At 60.5% G+C, this 20,865-nt stretch carries 16 protein-coding genes and 1 other RNA gene; 3 read left to right on the top strand and 14 right to left on the bottom strand.

What is annotated here, in order from left to right:
• Positions 1–184 precede the first annotated feature (184 nt).
• The 7 genes from recR to DMP08_RS08880 form a co-directional block, all read right to left on the bottom strand.
• Entirely contained in the window at positions 185–781 is a 597-nt protein-coding gene (recR, locus tag DMP08_RS08910) for a recombination mediator RecR (protein WP_123192560.1), read from the bottom strand.
• 22 nt (positions 782–803) lie between these two features.
• On the bottom strand, positions 804–1,112 hold the full coding sequence (locus DMP08_RS08905; RefSeq protein WP_123192559.1) for a YbaB/EbfC family nucleoid-associated protein: 309 nt from the start codon (positions 1,110–1,112) through the stop codon (positions 804–806).
• Positions 1,113–1,191: 79 nt separating this feature from the next.
• Positions 1,192–3,372 (bottom strand): DNA polymerase III subunit gamma/tau, encoded by a 2,181-nt coding sequence (gene dnaX, locus DMP08_RS08900; protein ID WP_123192558.1) that lies wholly within the window; start codon positions 3,370–3,372, stop codon positions 1,192–1,194.
• Between the two features lie 181 nt (positions 3,373–3,553).
• The gene (locus tag DMP08_RS08895) at positions 3,554–4,216 is read right to left on the bottom strand and encodes a VTT domain-containing protein (RefSeq protein ID WP_123192557.1); all 663 of its coding nucleotides are present in this window, start codon (positions 4,214–4,216) and stop codon (positions 3,554–3,556) included.
• Between the two features lie 99 nt (positions 4,217–4,315).
• Positions 4,316–4,409: signal recognition particle sRNA small type (ffs, locus tag DMP08_RS08890), an RNA gene on the bottom strand.
• A gap of 255 nt (positions 4,410–4,664) precedes the next feature.
• Entirely contained in the window at positions 4,665–6,443 is a 1,779-nt protein-coding gene (gene aspS / locus DMP08_RS08885; RefSeq protein WP_123192556.1) for an aspartate--tRNA ligase, read from the bottom strand.
• Between the two features lie 288 nt (positions 6,444–6,731).
• Positions 6,732–8,249 (bottom strand): helix-turn-helix domain-containing protein, encoded by a 1,518-nt coding sequence (locus DMP08_RS08880; RefSeq protein ID WP_123192555.1) that lies wholly within the window; start codon positions 8,247–8,249, stop codon positions 6,732–6,734.
• A gap of 188 nt (positions 8,250–8,437) precedes the next feature.
• Here DMP08_RS08880 and DMP08_RS08875 point away from each other — a divergent pair, with 188 nt between their 5' ends.
• On the top strand, positions 8,438–10,204 hold the full coding sequence (locus tag DMP08_RS08875) for an FAD-dependent oxidoreductase (RefSeq protein ID WP_123192554.1): 1,767 nt from the start codon (positions 8,438–8,440) through the stop codon (positions 10,202–10,204).
• A 516-nt stretch (positions 10,205–10,720) separates the two neighbouring features.
• Here the strand turns inward: DMP08_RS08875 and DMP08_RS08870 are convergent.
• The 7 genes from DMP08_RS08870 to DMP08_RS08840 all read right to left on the bottom strand — a co-directional run bounded on the left by DMP08_RS08870 (position 10,721) and on the right by DMP08_RS08840 (position 18,259).
• Entirely contained in the window at positions 10,721–11,392 is a 672-nt protein-coding gene (locus DMP08_RS08870) for a hypothetical protein (RefSeq protein WP_123192553.1), read from the bottom strand.
• Between the two features lie 51 nt (positions 11,393–11,443).
• Positions 11,444–12,820, bottom strand: a complete 1,377-nt coding sequence (gene hisS, locus DMP08_RS08865; RefSeq protein WP_123192552.1) for a histidine--tRNA ligase — start codon at positions 12,818–12,820, stop codon at positions 11,444–11,446.
• Between the two features lie 54 nt (positions 12,821–12,874).
• Positions 12,875–15,589 (bottom strand): tetratricopeptide repeat protein, encoded by a 2,715-nt coding sequence (locus DMP08_RS08860; RefSeq protein ID WP_244596897.1) that lies wholly within the window; start codon positions 15,587–15,589, stop codon positions 12,875–12,877.
• Between the two features lie 152 nt (positions 15,590–15,741).
• Positions 15,742–16,122 carry a NifB/NifX family molybdenum-iron cluster-binding protein gene (locus DMP08_RS08855; RefSeq protein ID WP_123192551.1) on the bottom strand — a complete coding sequence of 127 codons (381 nt, stop codon included), beginning with the start codon at positions 16,120–16,122 and terminating at the stop codon, positions 15,742–15,744.
• On the bottom strand, positions 16,115–16,624 hold the full coding sequence (locus tag DMP08_RS08850; RefSeq protein ID WP_123192550.1) for a PadR family transcriptional regulator: 510 nt from the start codon (positions 16,622–16,624) through the stop codon (positions 16,115–16,117). Before DMP08_RS08850 ends, DMP08_RS08855 begins: the two co-directional genes overlap by 8 nt.
• A gap of 303 nt (positions 16,625–16,927) precedes the next feature.
• Complete coding sequence (locus DMP08_RS08845) at positions 16,928–17,167, bottom strand: hypothetical protein (RefSeq protein ID WP_123192549.1); 240 nt, start codon at positions 17,165–17,167, stop codon at positions 16,928–16,930.
• 105 nt (positions 17,168–17,272) lie between these two features.
• Positions 17,273–18,259 carry a hypothetical protein gene (locus DMP08_RS08840; RefSeq protein WP_148042348.1) on the bottom strand — a complete coding sequence of 329 codons (987 nt, stop codon included), beginning with the start codon at positions 18,257–18,259 and terminating at the stop codon, positions 17,273–17,275.
• 435 nt (positions 18,260–18,694) lie between these two features.
• On the opposite strand from DMP08_RS08840, the gene DMP08_RS08835 reads away from it, so the two are divergent.
• Together DMP08_RS08835 and DMP08_RS08830 are read left to right on the top strand one after the other, a co-directional pair.
• Positions 18,695–19,717: a transglutaminase domain-containing protein gene (locus DMP08_RS08835; RefSeq protein ID WP_123192547.1), complete on the top strand. Its 1,023-nt coding sequence runs from the start codon at positions 18,695–18,697 to the stop codon at positions 19,715–19,717.
• A gap of 45 nt (positions 19,718–19,762) precedes the next feature.
• On the top strand, positions 19,763–20,815 hold the full coding sequence (locus tag DMP08_RS08830; RefSeq protein ID WP_123192546.1) for a type II secretion system F family protein: 1,053 nt from the start codon (positions 19,763–19,765) through the stop codon (positions 20,813–20,815).
• The last annotated feature ends 50 nt before the right edge of the window (positions 20,816–20,865 follow it).

Raw genomic sequence — 20,865 nt, 5'->3', positions numbered from 1 at the left:
TCAAGTCGTAACCGGACACACATTCCTGCCGGGCGGTTAAAAAGCGGCCAGAAATTTAAAACCCGATTTTCCGGTGGTTCATCAGGGTATATGCACAAAACCAGACACACATTTCTGCCTATAACCCCGAAAACACCGTCACGTAAGCGTCAACCGTCACGCGCGAACGCTCGCCTTGTCCTTGCTACAGCGGACGCCTTGCTTCGATGGCGCGGCCAAGCGTGACTTCGTCGGCAAACTCCAAATCGCCGCCCACGGGCAAACCGCTTGCGGGGCGCGTGACGCGAATCCCCAACGGTTTGATAAGGCGCGCAAGGTACGCGGCCGTGGTCTCGCCTTCCACGTTGGGATTCGTCGCCAGCACAACCTCCTGAACCTCGTCGCTTGCCAAGCGCTTCATAAGCTCGGCGATGCGCAGATTGTCCGGCCCGATGCCCTCCATAGGAGAAAGCGCGCCCCCCAGCACGTGGTAGACCCCGGAGTAGACGGTCGTTCGCTCGATGGGAGGAATATCGCGCGGCTCGCTTACCACGCAGATCGTGCTCGCATCGCGTTTGGATGAGCGGCATATCTCGCACAGATCGTTCTCGGCGTAGTTGAAACAGCGTCTGCAGAAGCAAACCTGGTCTTTCACCTCGGCGATAGCTTCGGAAAGACGCAGCGCCGTCGCCTTGTCGGCGTTCAATATCCAGTACGCTATGCGCTGAGCGGACTTCGGGCCAACTCCAGGCAAACGCTCCAGCTCGTCGAGTAGTTTCTGGATAGACGGCGCTGCGTGCATGACAAATTTCCCTTCGCCCGATCTACATGAGGCCGGGGATGTTCATGCCGCCCGTCGCGACATTCAGACGCGTGGCGCTCATGTCGGACACGCCGCGAAGCGCCTCGTTGACGGCAGCCGTCACCATATCCTGAAGCATTTCCACGTCCTCGGGGTCAACGGCCTCCGGGTCAATCGTGATGCTGCTGATGGCCATGTCGCCCGTCGCAACAACCTTGACCATGCCGCCGCCGGCCGTAGCCTCGAACGTCATGTCCTTGATCTCCTCCTGCGCGCGAGCAAGCTCCATCTGCATTTTCTGAGCCTGCTTCATCATCTTCTTCATATCCATGGTACGGTTTCCTTTCAGATTCGTTAGCACGCGATCGACTTGTCCGGCACATCAACCGAACCTCGAACGGCGCGGATTCCTATTCTTTCACTTCTTCCACAACCACGCCAGCTCCAAAACCGGCGGCAAGAATGGCCTGCAGATCGCTGGGGTCAGCCGGAGCGCCCTGCGCGGGCGCGGGGGTTGAAGCAGGTGCCGAAGCCGGGATGGAAGCGAGCGCGCTCTGCGGGCGCGGTGCTCCAACCGACTGCGCGGCAGGCGCCGGCGAAACGTCGGGCATCGCAGGCGAGGGCGCAGGAACGTCGAAGTCGTCGTAGGGCACCTGCTCGTCCTCGTACGGAGGAACGTCGTAGGCCGCCATCGCCGCAGACGGCTGCGGCTGGGGCCGGGACTGGGGCTGCGGACGAGATGCCGAAGCGGCCGGAGCCTGCGCGTGGGATGCGGCCGCCTGCGCACGAGGCGCAGCGGAGGCCGCAGGAGACGCAGCGGTCGCAGAAGCGGGCCGAGCAGCAGAAGCGGCAACCGGAGATGCAGGGGCGCTCGCACCGGCCTGCGAATACGCGAACGGCACCGTGGAGCCGCACGCCTGCGCCAACGCGGCGGACACGGCATCTTGGACATCCTGCTTCTGCACGGCCTTGAACGCGAAGGCGTTTTCCGCAGGGAATTCGATCAAGAGGATGCGCTTGTTCGCATCGTACACGGCCTTCGTGTTAAGGAACAAAACGCCGTAAGCAGCCTTGTTCTTCTTGAGCGTGGCGAGAGCAGCCTGCCAAACGCGCTGGAGAGCTGCGGGGTTTTGCAGGCTGTCGGCAACTTGGCCCGAAGACGCCTGCACGCCGGGATCCACCTGGACGGCCGCGGCGGACGCGGAAGCCGCAGGCGCGGCAGAAGCCAAAGAAGCGGACACGGACGGAGCAGGCGCAGACACCGGACTCTGCGACACGGGCGCAGGCTGGGCAGCGAGCGCAGGCTGGGGCGCAACGTGAACAGCCGCGACGGGTTGAACAGGCCGAACAGGCTGAACAGGTTGGACAGGCTGGGCGACAGGCGCAGATGCCGGGGCCGCCGCAGGAACGGCCACCGAAGCCGCCGCCGACGTCACGTGGGCAACGGCCGAATGCCCGCTTTCCAGCGCTTCGATGCGCTCGGCAAGCGCCTCGAGCGTCAGATCCGAATCGGGACGAACCATACGCGTGAGCGCAATCTCGAACGACAGGCGCGGATTCGTCGACGTTTTCAACTCGGCAGACAAGTCGCCCAACACGCCGAGCAAACGCGACAGACGGTCCGCTCCGAACAGCGGCAGTTCGCTCACCAGTTCGCGCCGCTCGGTATCGCCCACCTCCAAGGCAACGTCGGCATCAGTCAGCGACATGACGTACAGATTGCGGACGTGCTCAGCCAGATCACGCGTGAACTGAGCAAGATCGGCCCCTGTTTCCACGAACTCCGCCGTCCAGCGAAAGCACGTGGCCACATCGCGCTTGCCAATGGCCTGCATGATCTCGGCCAGGTCGTTCGTGTCCACCCCGCCCAGCATGCGCTCGGCCACCTCAAGCGTAACCTTGCCCTCGCCGAACGCGATAAGCTGCTCGAGCGAGGTCAGCGCGTTGCGCATCCCGCCTTCAGCGCGATGAGCGATCAGGTCAAGCGCCTCTCCCTCGAACTCCACGTCCTCGGACACGCAGATAGCGCCCAGTCGCGACACGATGGACTCGGCGGAAATACGACGGAAATCGAAGCGTTGGCAACGCGAGTGGATGGTTTCGGGAACCTTCTGGGGATCGGTGGTAGCCAGCACGAACACCACGTGGCTCGGCGGCTCTTCAAGCGTCTTGAGCAGCGCGTTGAACGCCGCCGTCGACAACATGTGAACCTCGTCGATGATGTAGATCTTGTACCGACCGCGCGTAGGAGCGAACTGAACGCGACCGATGATCTCCTCGCGCACGTTCTCCACGCCCGTGCGGCTTGCGGCGTCCAGCTCGTACACGTCGGGATGCTCGCCGTTGGCGATCATCGTGCAATCATCGCACGTTCCGTCAGGCTCGGACGTAGGGCCGTGCTCGCACAGGAGCGCCTTGGCAAGCAAGCGCGCCGTGGTGGTTTTGCCGGTGCCGCGCGGGCCGGTGAACAGGTACGCATGGCTTACCTTATCCTGCTCGATCGCGTTTTTGATAGTGCGTTCGATATGCTCCTGGCCAACGACGTCCTCGAATATCTGCGGCCGGTATTTTCTGTACAATGCCTCTGCCATAGCGCGCGGCTCCCGCTTTCCCGTATGCATCCGTGGTTATGCGAACGCGGGCGCCCTGCACTGGCATGCGCCCGCGTTTTCTGCGTTCTTGCCCATTATAGAAGAAGCGCGCTTTCCGCGCAGCCGCCGCAGCCCGCCACCACAGCATCAGCAGGGGCGGCGTTGCAAGGCTGCGGTCGCGTTATTGACCGGCCTTCGCCTTGGAGGAGCTCAATTTCGCCTTGATCGCGCCCGCTACGGCCGGTATGAGGGAAATGGCCACAATTCCCACGATCACCAGCTCGAAATGCTCCTGCACCACCGGGATGCCGCCGAAGAAGTAGCCCAACAGCACGAAGACAGTGGACCACGTAATGCCGCCGATAATGTTGAACAGCAAGAATTTGCGGTAGTGCATGTGCCCGAAACCCGCAAAGAACGGCACGAACGTGCGGATGAACGGGAAGAAACGACCCAGGAAGATCGCCAGCGGGCCGTACTTGTTAATAAGACCTTCGGTTTTCTCGATGCGCTCGGGTGTCATCGACTTGACACGTCCGGAATCGATGATGTGCTTGCCGAATTCGCGACCAATCCAGTAGTTGCACGAATCGCCCAAGATCGCAGCCACCCATATCACCGGAAGCAGTGGCGCCAAGTTCAAGCCGCCGCCATCGGCTGCGAACAAACCCGCCGTGAACAGGAGCGAGTCACCGGGCAGAAACGGCATGATAACCACGCCGGTCTCGATGAAGATGATCAAGAAGATGGGGATGTACGCGCCCATGCCGAACGCCGCAATCCATTCGGCAATGAAGCCGCGAGGGTCTTGCAGCAAGTCAATGAAAAACTGAATGATTTCCATGGGGTTTTCCTCGAAGCGCACTCGAAACTGCAGTCGCGCCCGGTCGGCTAGAAAGGCAGGCCAACCCGTCGGCCGCAAGCCGTCAAGATAAAAGAATATCCCGGATAGGCAGGGGCGCTCGTCAGCGGTCCCTTATGGCTGCTTCCTTCCGGACCTGACCAGGTTCGGAACATGGCGCCGCCCCGGCCCATCCGAGATATTCTCGAACATGCTCGTGCATGCGAGGCATTAGTATATACGATCTCGCAAAACCCAAGCCAACCGACTTATTTGAAGCAACCAAAAGCACACAGACCGGAGATGAGACGAAGGGACGGGGTCGATGACTCATTTTCGGCCGCAGGCCAGAAAATGAGTCATCGACCCCGTTACAGTAGACGCCGACCCGACAAACGGGAGCCCGCCTTTTACATGGCGGGCTCCCGACAAGATGCGAGACTACGCGCCTTTACAGCGTGCGCAGGTTGACTTCCTTGAGCTGACGACCCGTCACGGCGCTCGGAGCACCCGTCATCGGGTCGCTTGCGCTCGACGTCTTCGGGAAGGCGATAACGTCGCGGATGGACGACTTGCCGCCCAACAGCATGACCAGACGATCGAGGCCCAGAGCGATGCCGCCATGCGGCGGAGCACCCAGCTCCAGCGCATGGATCAGGTGCCCGAACTTCTCGTCGATCTCTTCGTCGGTCAAACCGCACACGCGCAGCACGCGACGCTGTTCGTCGGCGTTGTGGATACGGATGGTGCCGCCGCCCACCTCAAAACCGTCCATGACCAGGTCATAGGAGTAGCTGCCGCACTCGAGCGGAGCGGATTCGATCTTGTCTACGTCCTCGTCCAGCACATGCGTGAACGGGTGATGCTCGGCAGCGTACTTCTTCTCGTCCTCGTCGTACTTGAACATGGGGAAGTTCACGATCCACAGAAGCTGATGCCCCTCGCGCGGAACGTTGAGCGCGTCGGCCATGCGCAAGCGAAGCGCGCTCAGCACGGCGTTCGCCACGGCGGGCTTGTCGGCCGCGAACAACAGCAGGTCGCCCGGCTCCACGTCCATGGCCTGCTTGAGGGCTGCAAACTCCTCGTCGCTGAAGAACTTGATGATGGGGCTCTTCTCGTTGCCGTCAGTCGTGAACGCAATCCAAGCCATGCCCTTCGCGCCGTTTTCAGCAGCAATGTCGGCCAGCTTCTCGACCTCGCCGCGGCTCCAATCGCCCGCGCCCTTCGCATTGATGGCCTTCACCACGCCGCCGGACTGGGCTACGCTCGAGAACACCTTGAAGCCCGTGTCCTTCACGATGTCGGTGATATCCTTGAGCTCCATGCCGAAACGCGTATCGGGACGATCGTTGCCGAAGCGCTCCATGGATTCGGCGTACTGCATGCGCTGCAGCGGGAACTCGTGGTCCACGCCTACCGCCTTCAGCGTCTCGGCCATGACGTCTTCCATCATGTCGATGACGTCGTCGCCACGCACGAAGCTCATCTCGATGTCCACCTGCGTGAACTCGGGCTGACGATCGGCGCGCAGGTCCTCGTCGCGGAAGCAGCGGGCAATCTGGTAGTAGCGCTCGACGCCGGCCACCATGAGCATCTGCTTGAACTGCTGAGGGCTTTGAGGAAGCGCGTAGAAACGACCCGGGTTCGGACGGCTGGGCACGATGTAGTCGCGCGCGCCCTCCGGCGTGGAGTTCGCCAGGATGGGGGTTTCCACCTCCAGGAAGCCGCGATCGTTGAGCGCGCCTCGCATGGCCTGGGCAACCTTGTGGCGCAAGTGCAGCGCCTCGAACATTTCAGGACGGCGAATGTCCAGATAGCGCCACTTCATGCGGGTGGTCTCATCGGTCTCGATGCCGTCCTCGATCGAGAACGGAGGCGTGACGGACGTGTTCAAGACCTCCACGGCCTTCGCCAGAACCTCGATCTCGCCCGTAGCCATATTGGGGTTTGCGGCTTCGGCGCCGCGCTCGCGCACCGTGCCGGAAATCTTGAGCACGTACTCGCGACCCAGATGTTCGGCCTTCGCGAAGTCGTCAACGCTCACGCAATCGGGGTCGACGACCACCTGCGTATAGCCCGTACGATCTCGCAGATCGATGAAGATAAGACCGCCGTGGTCGCGATTGTGCCACGCCCAGCCGCACAGCTCGACCTCGCGTCCCACGTCGCTCTTGCGCAGCTCGCCGCACGTGGCGGTATGCATGCAGTATTCGTTCCTGAAGTCCGTCATGATGATGGTTCCTTGCTCCTTGGCACTGCTATCTGCATCTGCCGTTCGTAGTTGCGGCAGACGTTACTCAAACCTAGTCATTGTACTGGCAAACGAGGGAAAACAAACCCCTGATCGCGTCTTTTCATGCAAAATGCGCGCGAACAACCCGCCAGAACGCCGTATCCGCCAACATGCGGTTCACTCCACTGCGCAGGCACAGCTGCAACTTGCGGCCAAGTGCGGACGATGCGGCCACACCGCATCGCGCTCTCCCTCGGCGTCGAAATCAAGGCAGCACGGACGCCCTCACATAACCCCCGAACCAAACAACACAAGGTCGAGCAGCTCTTGCTTGGAGTGGATGTTAAGCTTCTCGTACACGTGCTTGATGTGAGTGCGCGTCGTGTTATGCGAGATCATCAGCTCTTCGGCGATGTACTTCGCACTGCGCCCCATCGCAATGAGCCCAAGGATCTCTACTTCGCGGGGCGTCAACCCGTTCTCCATCGCAAGTTTCTGGCAATACGCCAGCAATTCCGACGGCAGCTCCTCGCTTCCGCTTCCGATCACGTTGCCATCCCCTTCCGCAACCGCAAGTTCGTCTCGCAGCTCCTCGACCTTCGTCTCCTTCGTACGTTTCGGATTCCGCTTCGGCACCGAACGGGCGAGCTGCCGTCCCACGCTGAAGAAATACAGCACCGTCAATCCGCCCGCTGCCGCGAGCGCATACGGCGATAGATCCAATGTTGACACATGCGCGATCAGCTGGCCGATGCACATCGCTTCAAACATAAGGCCCACCGCCAGCCCGCGGATGGCGTACACCGACTCACGAATGTCGTAAGCGAAGATAGCGATGAGCAGTACCCACATGTTGCTCTCCCATAGCGCATCCGGTGCGTTCGCGGGAATGGCTGCGCTGCCCATCACCAACCCAATGGAAAACAAGGGCACGTAGCATATGCAAAACGCGAGCACAGCGGAACTCCGCGACGACAGCGTGGTGCGATGCTGCGCGATCCTCCCCATCAACCAACAGCAAAATGCCATGAGGATCACCGCAAGAACCTCAAACAGCACCATATAGTTAAGCCCCGACGACAGCACGTCGTCTTCGCGACCCGATAGATACACGCATGCAGCGCACCCTATAGCAAATGCGGCAGCCACCACCACGAGCACTTGCAACGCGCGAGCGCCCTCGCCCAAGCCCGTCGTCTCGCCCCCGTCCGTCGGTTGACTGGCGCGAATGATGCATGCGATGGTAACGAGCGGCAGCGCCAGCAAAAACCCTTGCGTAATAGTTTCGGAAAACGAGCTGACAAAACGAAAGAGGAAGTAGCACACAACGGCTACCACCAATGCGGGGTCAAGAAAGAACGACGCGCTCTCGAGGCGCGACACATGGATAGTGGACGTCCAAATAACGATGATCCATCCGCACGCCAGCCCCAGCAACGCCCCCGCTACATAGAACAGCAATACACTCACTACCGGCAGCATCGACACAAGCGCAAGCGTCGCCCCCAATGCCGCAACCACGCTAACCGCCGGAACCCCTAATGCCGACTCCGCGAACCGCCGTGCCTTCAACAAGGGACGCGCCAGCAAGTGCGCCAGAATAGTCGATACGATAACTACGAGAAAAAACGTCGAAAGCTCAACGGCGGTGCGATCAACCCCGATGAAGTACAAAGCCCGAATGACCATGTGTGACGTAAAGAAGTACAGCACCCCAATTCCCACATCAAGTATCGTCGGGCGAACGAAAAGCACGGGGGCTCCCTCGCCCTTTTCGTCGCGTACGGCAATCCCCTTATCCATGACTCCCCTTCCATGGGCGCGATCCCGTAGTGCCAGTATAGAGGATGGGTTCAACGGAAAATAACTCATTTCGAGTGATACCGCAGTTCCAAAGCACAAACAACGCCAATGCCACGTTTTGAGTGACGCGCGTCAGCGCATCAGCGTCTAAGCTGGCCCCGTCGAATCACCGATACGAGGAGGGAATCATGGGGACAGCAAAATCGATGGATCGTCGAAGCTTCCTGAAAGGCACCGCTGTGGCTGGAGCGGCCGCCGCAGCAGCGGGAACGCTCGGTTTAGCCGGATGCGCGCCGCAGGATAAGGGAAGCGTCGCAGCCTCGTCAGGCGACCTCGTCCTGGACGCCGAGAAATTCACGAACGCGAAGTGGAACTTCGAGATTCCGCCCGAGCCCATCGACGAGAGCAAAATCACGAACACCGTGGAATGCGAGATCCTTGTCATCGGCGCCGGCGTGGGCGGCCTCGTCACCGCCGCTTCTGCCGTCGAAGAAGGTGCCAACGTGGTCATGATCGCCTCGAGTGACGGTCCCGTTTCCCGAGGTGGATCGAATGCCGCCTTCAACACGCGTCTAACCCACGAACTGGGACTTGACTTCACCCGAGAGCAGATCGAACCCATCTTCCAAGAGATATTCGCCTCGAACAGCTTCCGTCTCGACCAGGAGAAACGGTGGCTGGTCTACGACGAATCTGGCAATGCCATGAACTGGCTCATGGACAAAATGGAACCCTACGGCATATCTGCGGTAATCGAGAACAACCAGCGCGACGGCGGCACGGACTGGTGGGATGGCGGCCCGCTCAAAACGCTTAACGTTTCTCATTCGTTCGTCGCCGAAGGAGCGCAGGCCGCAGGCGCCTCGCAGCAAATCGTGGTCGAAGCGCTCGCTGAAGAGATCCAGAAAGCAGGCGGAAAATTATTCTACAGCACCACCGCTGTGCAGCTCGATCGCGAAGGAGGCAATACCGGGCGCGTTACCGGCTGCGTGGCAAAACACAATGGAGAATACACCCGATACACCGCTTCAAAAGGCGTCGTGTTGGCTACGGGAGACTTTTCCCAAGATCGCGATATGGTGGCAAAGTACTGCCCCATCGCCCTGCCCTTCGGCAACGGCGGCGTTTACGATGGAAGCGGCTTGAAACTCGCCTTATGGATCGGCGCTGCATGGCAAAAATACACGCCCAACGCACCTATGCTGGCTACCATGGGCGACGAAGTGCTGCCCTGTCGCTGGTGGGCAGAGGGCGCGCTAACCACGTTCCCCGGCCTTTTGGTCAACAGCAAAGGCGTGCGTTACAGCAACGAAAACTGCACGTATGGCTACATGCCGTACCCTCAGCGCGTTCAGCCGGACGGATGCGCCTTCCTGATTTGGGACGAAAATTGGGTGCGCGACTCCGCCCCGTGGCAGGGAGATCGCGTAGGGGGCAAGCCGCGCGACACGCAAGAGGTCTACGATGCCATCGCCGCATTGTTCGATCCCAACACTGACTGGACAACCACTGACGAATACGCCGGATTCGACGCTACGATGGCCGAGAACGCCGTCAAGGCAAACACGCTCGAAGAATTGGCCGATGGATTGGGCCTGCCTCGTGAGGCATTCCTCGCCCAAGTGAAGCGCTACAACGAATACTGCGAAACGGGTCTTGACGACGAATTCCACAAGGACAAGCGCTTCTTGCTTCCCGTCAAGCAGCCGCCGTTCTACGGCATAAAGAACGAACCCTACACGCTATGCATCACGGGAGGCCTGAACACCGACGTCCAGATGCATGTCTGCGATTCCAACAACGACCCCATCCCGGGCTTGTACGGAGTAGGCACGGTTGTGGGCGACATGTACGGCGACGTGTACGACTACAAAGTGCCCGGAATCAACCTGGGCGGCGCGTGCACTACATTCGGCTACCTCCTAGGAAAGAACCTGCACGCCGGCACGTGGTAGAACCCTGACCACCATCTCCCTCCCTTGCGCGAGGCCCGACCTGTTCGGGCCTCGCAGCGCTTTCGAAAAGGAAGGCAGAGCACCTTGCGTCCACGGGCCCGACGCCCTGCCCGCGCCCCCGCTGCCAAGAGGTTGCACGCGAAAAACCGTCCTGCGTAGCAACTTCTTGCAGTTTGAGGTCGTAGCGATAGGCTCTTGATGCCGCTTTGCATGCCGCCCTTATCGGAGATGGTATTTTACCTGGGGAAATGCGGATCGATTTTTCGCGTGCTCAGGAAAGGGGCTCCAACGACCGCGACCCGTCAAAACCTACCAAGAACGCCGGAATCGCGAACGCAAGGGACCAGCCGCAAGCGCAAGACACTTGCCGCGCATGCGGCGCTATCGCGTCTTTTCATGCAAAATGCGCCCCGGAAAAGCATTGTCGATCCTAAAACACGTTTTTTGCTGGAAAAACGTGTTTTAGGATCGACAATGACCGCTCGCAGGAACCGACCGACAGGCAACCGGCGAATGCTATGCTTTCGGCTTGTTGTACGACTCGTCCGCACCCAGCAGATCAACCAAACCTTTTCGGTTCTCCTCGATTCCTTCTGCCTGGGTGAACGCCAAAACGTAAACGGGCTGGCGATACTTTACGTCTGCGTACACGTCCGGATTGCCCAACCCGATCAAGTGCTCGCGAATGCTCGCTCCCAGATTGACCGAGCTCCCTACGTACACGCCGTGGTACGAGGAGTAGTCGTCGTCCCTCACGGCGTGCTTGCAACGAAGGATCACGTAGCACCCCGGAATCTCCAGGTAATGGGCCACGCCTTCCGGATCGAAGCCCGCCATCTTGTCCCAAGATTCCAAAAACTCTCGCGACGACAGCTTTACCGCGGCCGCCTGGAGCACGTCTTTCACTGCCGAGCGTCGAACCCGCTGCTCTTCCCTCTGCCCTTTGGCCTCCGTCCGCGCATCGGAAACTCCCTGCGCAGCCTGCTCGACGCTTGCCCGGGCCTGTCTGGCTGCCGCGGCCGCCTTGTCCGCAGCCGACTTGGCAACCGGGGCAACCTTGGGCGCCACCTCGGCAGCTACCCCTGCGGCAACTTCAGCTGCCACCTTGATCTCGCTTCGATGGGTCGCCACGAACTTCGCCGCGGCGCCCGCGCCCTTCGCAACACCGCTCCATTTGCCAGCAGCCATTCCAAGCCTCCTCAAACAACGCGCCCAAACGCCCCGAACGCGCAAGCGCGTCTATTCCGCGTCGTCCAAACCGCCGAACACCTCATCAACCGAAGGCGCACGCCCATCGAACGGCTCGCCGCCGAAATGAGCGAGCAGAGCCTTGATCTTGGGCAGCTCTATCGCGCGTTCGCGATGCGTCTGCATGTTGCGAACCGTCACTTCGCCCCGGGCAAGCTCGTCAGGTCCCAACACGGCAACCATGGAGGCCCCCAGCTTGTCGGCAAGCTTGAACTGGCTTTTCAAGCTGCGACGCTGGTGGTCCATCTCGCCCACAAGCCCCGCATCGCGACACGCCTGCACCAAAGAGAACGCCTCGGCGCGCACGCTCGCGTCAACGCACGCAACGAAGAAATCGCAGCGCTGCGCCTTGGGGAACGCATGCCCGGCCGCCTCGAGCGCCAGCACGCACCGCTCGTAACCCAGAGCCCAGCCGAATCCCGGCGTCGGACGTCCGCCGACCTCTTCGGTCAGCTTGTCGTAACGACCGCCTCCGCCGATAGCGTTCTGACTTCCCATTCCTTCGGTCACCTGAACCTCGAACACCGTGCGCGTGTAGTAGTCCAAGCCGCGCACGAGCGTCGGATCCTCGACGTACGACAGGCCCGCGCCGTCAAGATACGTCTTCACCGACAGGTAGTGCTCACGGCAATCGTCGCACAAATGCTCGGTGATTTTCGGAGCACTCTCCATAACGGCGGTGCAACCAGGGTTTTTGCAATCGAAAGCGCGCAGCGGGTTGATTTCCGCACGGCGCTTGCATTCGTCGCACAGCTCGTCGGCGTGCGCGTCCATGTACGCCTTCACGGCTTCGCGGTACGCCGGACGGCACGTCTCGCACCCCATGGAGTTCACCAGCAGGCGAGTGGCCCGCACGGGAATGCCAATCGCGGCGTAGAACCGCATGAGCATGATGATGCCCTCGGCGTCAACGCTGGGATCTTCGGCACCCAAGCACTCGATGCCCACCTGGTTGAACTGGCGCTGACGGCCCTTCTGGGGGCGCTCGGCGCGAAACATCGGGCCGGCGTACATGAGCTTCGCAGGAGCAGCTCCTTGAGGAACCAAGTCGTGCTGCACCACGGCTCGCACCGTACCGGCAGTTCCTTCGGGACGCATGGACAAGCGGCTCTTCGCCTTCACGCTGCCGCCCTCCAGAAGCTTTTTCAGGTTCTCGCCGGATATTGCGGTGAACATCTCCTTGGACACCACGTCGGTAGCCTCGCCGATACCGCGCACGAACAGCTCCGTCTGCTCGAAGACGGGCGTTTCGATCGGCAGGTATCCGTAGCGACCGAAAATCTCCGCCGCCGTCGCCTTGAAATGCGTCCAGAACTTCGCCTCGTCCGGCAGAAGATCGCGCGTTCCCTCGGGAGATTGAATTGCCATGGGTCGACCCTTCGTTTCTATTGTTCGGAATTTTGCTATTGTAACGTAAAAGACCTACGAGCTCTCCAAAGAACGAAGCACGTTCACGAGCGCATCGTCTGGCCGGTAGCGCGACCGCGCGGCCACCAAGCTGCGAGCCACGCGAAACATCCCCTCGTCGGTGGCCGCAACCGCGGCCTCCCCCAAAGCTTCCACCACGTCCGACGTTGGCGCCACGGGAATCCCCGCACGCGTCAATTCAAGATCCACCTGATCGCGCGCGGGAAGATCGATGCCCGTTTCCCCGACAAGCTCTTGCAACTCGGCCGTAGCCTGAACGGCCACCATAGACGACGTTGCGAGCGATTTCAAATAGCAAGCCGCGCCATCGCGCACCCGCCCCATCTTCCACAGCACGTACGCCAACTGGTAGTAAGCCATAGCTATATCGCTTGGCTGAAAAGCTATGCGCAAACCCTCCTGAAGGGTTGCGGAAGCGTTCTCCATGTCCCCTACCAACATGTACGCGCGGCCCAGCTGACGATAGCCCGCGGCCGTCGCGGGCGCTATCTCAACGGCGCGACGCCCGTATCGCTGCGCCTCGTCGGCACGCTCGAACGAATGCTCCAGCAGGCGCACGATCTCCAGATGGCAGAGGTAGAACGTATCCGTGGCAAGCCGCACGCGCTTGCCCGCATCGCGTGCGGCGCGCGACGGATAGCCCGTGCCTGCATATCGCGCTCGGTTGTACAAAACGCGGGCAACGTACGAGTCGAACGTTCGGTACACCGTCGACGATCCGTCGACGAATCCATCAAGCGCGGCGGCCTCGGCCACCGCATCGATCAACACGTCAACCGCCTGACCAAGATCATGCTCGGCAAGCGCTTTCGCACGGCCAAGCGCAACCAAACAGCGATCTTCCCCCAAATACCGGCCAACCACGACGTTTTGGTCGCGTGCATCCAAGCTGCCAGCGGCCAGCGCCGCCATCAAGCGCGTACACGAAGAAACGGCACGATCGTCAGAAGCCGCAGCCGCCTCTTCCTGGGCTGCGCGAACGATGCGAATGGCATCGGAAGCGCTTTCAGCTTGCACGATACGATCGGCTAGCCCTTCCGCCAACCGACGGTACGCCGCATCGTAGCTGATGCGCATGTCGCGGCTGCCATCCGCTCCCAACACGGGACGGGCGCTGCCAGAAAGCTCTTTGTCGCACGTTTCAGGAAGATCGGCGCGCAAGGAACTGGAGGCGAGCCCTTCAAGGTGCGCGAACGCCTGAGCATCATCGCCATCAAAGCAGGCGGCACACGCTTGATACGCAGGCAGGGGATCGAACGCACGGGCCTGCTCGAAGCCGTCGAAACGCTCGTACGTCGCACGGTCGAACGCAGCCTGAACATACGCGGGGGCCCGATCTTCCTGCGGGAACTCTCCCCCTTCCGATGCCTGGTCGCCCTGCTTCCGGGGAAGAAGGCGCACCACCACGTCCACCCTGCTCGCCGACGCTACCGCCTCGAACGCGATCGAAACCAAGACCAAACCAAGGTGCAGAGCGTACCGGCGCGCCTGCGCATCGCGAAATTCCCCATCAACCTCGACCCAGCTCCCCGACGAATCCTGACCGACGCCTTCGCTCCAAATCCACGTCGGCATAAGCAAGGCGTCGGGAACCGTCACGTCAAAGGCAACCGCGCCTGCTGCAACGTCCAATCGAAAGGACGCGTCGATCCGAAACGGCAAACGCAGACGCTCGATCGCAGCGGCAATCCTGCAGCGAGCATCCCATTCGCCACCTTCTTCGCCTTCGGGCGCGTCAACCGCCCGATCGAGCTGCGGGCGCTGCACGGCGACCGCCTCGATGAGGTACGCGTCCCATCGCGCGCAATCAATGTCGGTAGCAAACGCCGCACGATCCCCAAACGCCTCTTTGACCAGCAAAAACCTATTGAGGGCAGCTTCAAGCGCCCATATCGTAGGCGCAGGTATCCGCGCTTCTTCGTCATCGACCGCCACATAATACGTATCAGCGTAGCGAGAAGTCCGCACAAGACGCACCGACTCGTCCCCCGCATCGCGCTTGAGGTCGTCCAACCCCGCGTCTTCCAGCCACTGCGCCAAGCACCGCACAAGCGCAGGAGGACGAAACGCAGGATCGCTCTCGGCTTTGCGCGCATCAAGAACAACGGAACGCATGGCCGCCAAAGGCTTGTCGCCGCGCAAGCGTTCGAACACGCTCTCAAGGCCACGCTCGGGTACCGCCGGCGCGCCCAAGGAAGGCCGATGCACGAAAGCCAGGTACGCCCGAGCCATCGCATGATCGTAGCGTAGTCCTCCGGCATAAGGCCCGAAATCGTACCAGGAGTCGAACAGCGCGTACCTCCCCTGAGCGCTGAGGTACTGCGCGACCTCGCGCTTGGTATCTTTTTCGTGCACGTACACGCAACCGCGTTCTTCGCGCGACGAAGAAGGCTGATCGGAGTAGCGAGCGAACGAGAGATCGGGCTGGCGCGCGGGCGGCGCGCTCAACGCTTCGGATGTCGAAAACACGCGTCCGTACGGATCGATGTAAGCCAGAACGCGCACCGTAAGCTTGTCGGGAATCGCAACAACGTACGATCCGCCCGTACCGGGCGTCGGCAGCCCTCGAGAGACGAACCCGTACGAACCGGGTTCGTCCAACGCACCCGGAATGGGAGGCATTCCGGCCTCAAGCACATGCACTTTGTTAAAGAGTCTGTCGCCCACATTCATGCGATACAGACCGTCCTGCCCTGCTACCTGCTGCACGGATGTTCCTTCCTGGTCGTATCCGAGCAGCATAGCACGACAGAAGCACCGTACAACATCGAGCGCCCCCGGATCGCACATGCTTTCCGGGGGCGCCTCCAGAAGAAGAGCATCGCCGTTGGCGGCAAGGACACCGCCGGACGGGAGGAATCCTAGTGATGATGGTTGCATGCCTGATCAGCGGACATCACCGGAGCGTCGCCAGCTGCAACCAGCCTGGCGGCATCGCCCACCATAGGATGCTGATTGTCGAAGTAGACCGTGATGCCCGCCTGGTTGAAGCCCATAAGCGGGCGCATCCCCATGCCGGCAGCCACGATCGCGTCCACGCCGGCGTCGGCAAGAAGGCCCACCGGGCGCAAGCATCCGCCCTCCTCATGCGGCGGATTTGCAACCTCGGTCGTTCCTGTAATCTCTCCGTCGGCAATCTCGACCACCGTAAAGCAATCGCAATGGCCGAAGTGGCCCGCTCGTTGAGACTCGAGTCCCGCTTGGCCCATCGTGGGCACGGCCAGCTTCATGGTTTCACTCATCTGTTCCTTCTTTCTTCGAAGCGATGCTGCTTCGATCCGCATCATCCGACGCGGAAACGCTCCGGTCGGATTCTTCCAAACCGCTCTCCAACAACCCGACGAGCAACTCGTCAAGACGCTGCCGATCGCGAAGCGCCTCAAGCCACTGCTCGGCCATCTCCACGCCGATGTGCGTCAACTCGTATTCCCGCCTTCGCGGGCCCGACTCCTCGTCGCACCAACGAGACACCACCGCGCCAGCCTCTTCCAATCGACGCAAGCTGCGGTACAGACCGCCCACGTCAACGTCCACGTGACCGTCGGTTTTCTCAAGAATGATCTTGCGCATGTCGTACCCGTATCCACCCGCATGCAAAAGAGCGGCTAGCGCCGCCGGCTCCACCAACGCGCCACCGCCGCCGCCTCGCCTGCGGCAACAAGGCTTGCGGCCCGCTCCCAAGCTGGATCCACCGCAAGAAGCGCCATTTCGGGCGCCCGACGTTTCGCAATCGCTTTGCGACATAGCGCCTCCTTCGTGCAGGGTACTATATGACATGAACATATATACTCTTTCAACATGCATGCTGTCAACATATAGATGTCGAAAGGGGTTTTTTACGAACGACAAAACGGAACGTGGCGCGACAATGCGCCTTTTTCGCCTGATCCTCGCCCGCTCATTGAACAATGGCGAATTCAAGAATGGCTGCCCTTGAGGATTCGGCTCACATCGAAACCGCACGCGATCTCACGGCGGTTTTCAGAAAGCAGGTGCTTCGCCGACGCACCGACTTCGCAATGCGACAAGCCCCGATGAAGCAAAAAGCTACAACGAAACCGCGTCCAAAGAGCGCACAATCGCGTCCTGAGCGGCACGACATGAAGATTGGGGCTTGTATGCGGAAACCAGATAGGTGCCCGTCCTGTTCCATTCGTCAAGGGTGAATGCCTCCGGGCTGTCAAGCTCCCGCAGGGCATGAGCGCATTCCCCCAGCCTAAAGCGCAGATCAGACAGGTAAGCGGCGGATGTATTCAAAACCAGATAATCAAGCAGGGACATGATCACAACAAGCGTTCCTCCCTCTGCCCTTGCCCATCTTCCGGCTGAAATAGCAGACTTTTTCGAAACGGTCGGCTATTATCGTATTTTATTAAAGATCGAGGAACGCACTCAGGAAGGGCATGCGTATTCGACGGTACGACGCGCCTTGCCACACGGTCTAATAACGTCTGCTATATTGCCCTCGGAGTGATACAAAGACGTGGACCCGGCCTTCAAATCAGCGTTCGCCAACGTCAGGGAAACGTCGCCTTTAGGCTGGATCTGATTCCCCGCGGCGTCGAACAGTGTCACATCCACGGCGACAAAGCCGACCAGCTTCTTTCCTTCGGCCGAAGCTTTCTCCTCGGCAACTTGGCGAACGTCCTCGCCCCCAAGCGGAACGACCTTCATGGCAACGCCCGCAGGGAGCACGCCAGCGGGCGCCTCCAAAGAGACCGTGGTCGCACCGACCGTTTGGGAGAGAGAAACAGCCGGAGCATTGGAATTCCCAGTCGTATCAACCTTCGAGTCGCCGGTAATAGGCGTAGTCTCGGCCGCAGGCTGCTCGGCCTCTGCGGCCTCTGCGTTCACGGTAACCACCAGCGTGCTGTCCACGTACTCGGCGGCAATGGCCCAGCCGCCGTCGATCCCTTGGACGGGCACGTTCGCGTTCGCGGAATTCCGGGCAACAACCTGGGAAACCTTGTAGCCCGCATCAGCCGAAGCGGCGAACTTCAGCTCTTTATGCAGCTCGGTCGTAAGCGTCTTGGCGTAGAGAATCTGGTCCTTCACGGACACGTAGGCATGCTCAACCTCAAACGTGACCACCGCTTCGTCAACCTCGGGCGCAACGATAGGCCCGGCCGGCGATGCGGACGAGTCGGATCCAGCGGCATCGGCACCGTGTTGCACGGCGTCTTGAACCGCTTGCCGATCCTGAGAGGCTTCAATGGTTTCCGCCGATTTCTGCGCAGAAGAACCAGCCGACGCTCCGTCGGCACCCCCTTCTGCAAACGCGGCGAAATTCGTCATGGTCAGCACCATGACAACCGCCATGAACACGGCCAGGCATTTGCCTTCAAACGTGTTTTTGAGATCGAGCATTTTCTCTAACATGCGTATCACCCACACTTCTACCGGATCGCCATTCCGGATTGACGCTTGCGCCGGGCAACTAGCCCGCACGATATGAAGCGCGACCAGCGCTTCCCCTGTCAGTGTGCCGTTACGTTATCGAGCATGCTCGTGTTCGTGACTTCCGTGGTAGGCTTGCCCGCGCTTCCGTTCATGCGGAAACCGTACAAACCCTTAATTAGTTTACCATGCAAGCGTTAAAATGTCTCTTTGCCGGGTGCATTTTTCGGCTGTTTACCTAACTGTTGAATAAGCGGTAAAACCCGATGAACGCACGTAAACAAGCGAATCGAGCCAGGGGACGCTCTTCGAAACAACGCATCCTCCATGCCTTTCCCGCAGCTTGGCGTACCCTGCGATGCGCGCTGCAGCATAGCGGTATAATGCCCAATACGGCTCAACCCCAGAAAGGCGTGCATGCAGGAAGACGCTGCGATAGTCGTCCCTTGTCGACAGTCTGCGAAATCGGCGGCTTCCATGCCCCGGAGGATTCGCGCGCACCGCATCCTTCGCTGCCTGTGCGCGGCTGCGCTCGCCTGCGCTCTCCTGGCTCTTTTGACAAGCTGCAACGGAGGCGGTCGAGAAACCGACTCTCCGTCAAGCGGCAATGGGGGGCAAACATCCGGGCCAGCCTTCACGCAAACCGAACCCGCCCTCTCCTCCTTCGACGAATCGGCCGCCATCAACCTCAACGGGGCGCTCATAGACGCTTCCCATCTTTCGGAGGGTTACGTTTCGGTCAGCGCCGCATCGCAATCTCGATTGAAATTCCAGGTGAAAAGCGGGGGCCTGGAGTACAACTACGACCTTCCCAACGACGGCACGCCCATATCGTGCCCGCTCAGCGAGGGCAACGCAACCTACTCTTTCACCGTATGGGAGAACACGTCGGGAAACCGCTATGTCGAACTGGCCAGCCTGCCCGACCAAAACGTGGCCCTTTCCGACGAGTTCCAACCGTTCATCAGGCCCAGCGTCTATTGCAACTACGGGCCAGACAGCGCCGCGGCAAAGCTGGCGAACGAGTTATGCGCCAACGCGCAGAACCAAGGGGACGTGGTGCGCGCCGTTTACACTTGGATCGTGGACAATGTAGCGTACGACGAGGAGAAAGCCGCTGCGCTTGCCGACGCAACCGGATACGTTCCCTCCCCTGACGCAACCGTCAACGCCAAAACCGGCATCTGCTTCGACTACGCATCCCTTGCAGCGGCTATGCTTCGTAGCCAAGGCGTTCCCTGCAAGATAATCACCGGAAACGTCTCGCCTGATAATATATACCATGCATGGAACATGATATATATTGATGGCACGTGGATCGGCGCCGGTATCGACGTCAGGCAGAACACCTGGACGCGCATCGATACCACGTTTGCCGCAGGGGGCGCGTCAAGCTTCATCGGAGACGGAACCGGCTACACCGATCGTTACACGTACTGACATGCTAGTTTGCGCATGAGGGCAAGATAAGGAGCGAGTAGGGACATGGCCACGAAGATGCTCGAAAGCAGTGCGATCGCCGCATTTTGCGAAAGCGCCGCCGTCATGCACTCAGCCGGCATTCAGATGGACGAAGCCGTCTACCTGCTAGGCGAAAACATGCAGGACGCCGCGTTCAAGAACGCCTGCGACAGCGTATACGCGAAGCTGATCTCCGGGAAATCACTGGCTGAGGCTTTGGAAGAGTCAGGGAGCTTCCCCCATCACGTGGTGGACATGGTTGCCGCCGGCGAACACTCGGGACGCTTGGAGAACGTGCTGTGGAGCCTGGCGAAGTACTACGACGAAGAAGACCGCCTGTACGCTAAAACCAAAAGCGCCGTTGCCTACCCCGCCGCGCTCCTATCCGTGATGACGGTGATCCTGCTATTCACCGTAGCCGTCATCCTGCCCGTGTTCGTTGACGTTTACACCGGCTTGACCGGCAACCTGACCAGCGGATCTTTCGCTTACGTGAACGCGTCCATCATCATCGGATGGACCGCTTTGGGCATTACGCTGCTTTGCACGGTACTGGTGTTTGCCGGCATCGTTGCCAGCCGCTCGCCCCAAGGCCGCAGCAAGCTTGTACGGCTGCTCGAACGCATGCCGCTCACGCGCGAACCGCTGCGCCAAATGGCCGTCGGACGGTTCACGGCAGCGCTCGCCACCTTCGTTGCGGCCGGTGTAAACACCGACACCGCTATGGAGCGCGCCGTTGCCATGGTCGACCATTCCGCCTTGAAATCCCAGCTTGAGAGCGTGCGCAGCCAAATGATCGACCCGTCGCTCGGCAAAAGCCTGGCTCAAGCAGTATTCGACAACAACGTGTTCGAACCCGTCTATGCGCGCATGCTTGTGGTAGGCACCCGCTCAGGAAGCTTGGAAACCGTGCTGGCCAGCTTGTCGGACACGTTCTTCGACGACTCCTCCATCCGCCTCGATCGCCTCATCGACAGCGTGGAGCCCACCTTGGCGGCCTTTTTGACCGTCAGCGTGGGGGCAACGCTGATAGCCGTCATGCTCCCCCTTATCGGCATCATGGGATCGATCGGATAACGCCATGTACCGCGAGATGACAAAACAGGAGATCAGAAAGCGAACGCGCA

This window comes from Paraeggerthella hongkongensis (assembly GCF_003726035.1).
GTDB classification, from domain to species: Bacteria; Actinomycetota; Coriobacteriia; order Coriobacteriales; family Eggerthellaceae; genus Paraeggerthella; species Paraeggerthella hongkongensis.
This window is presented reverse-complemented; position numbering and strand designations above follow the sequence as displayed.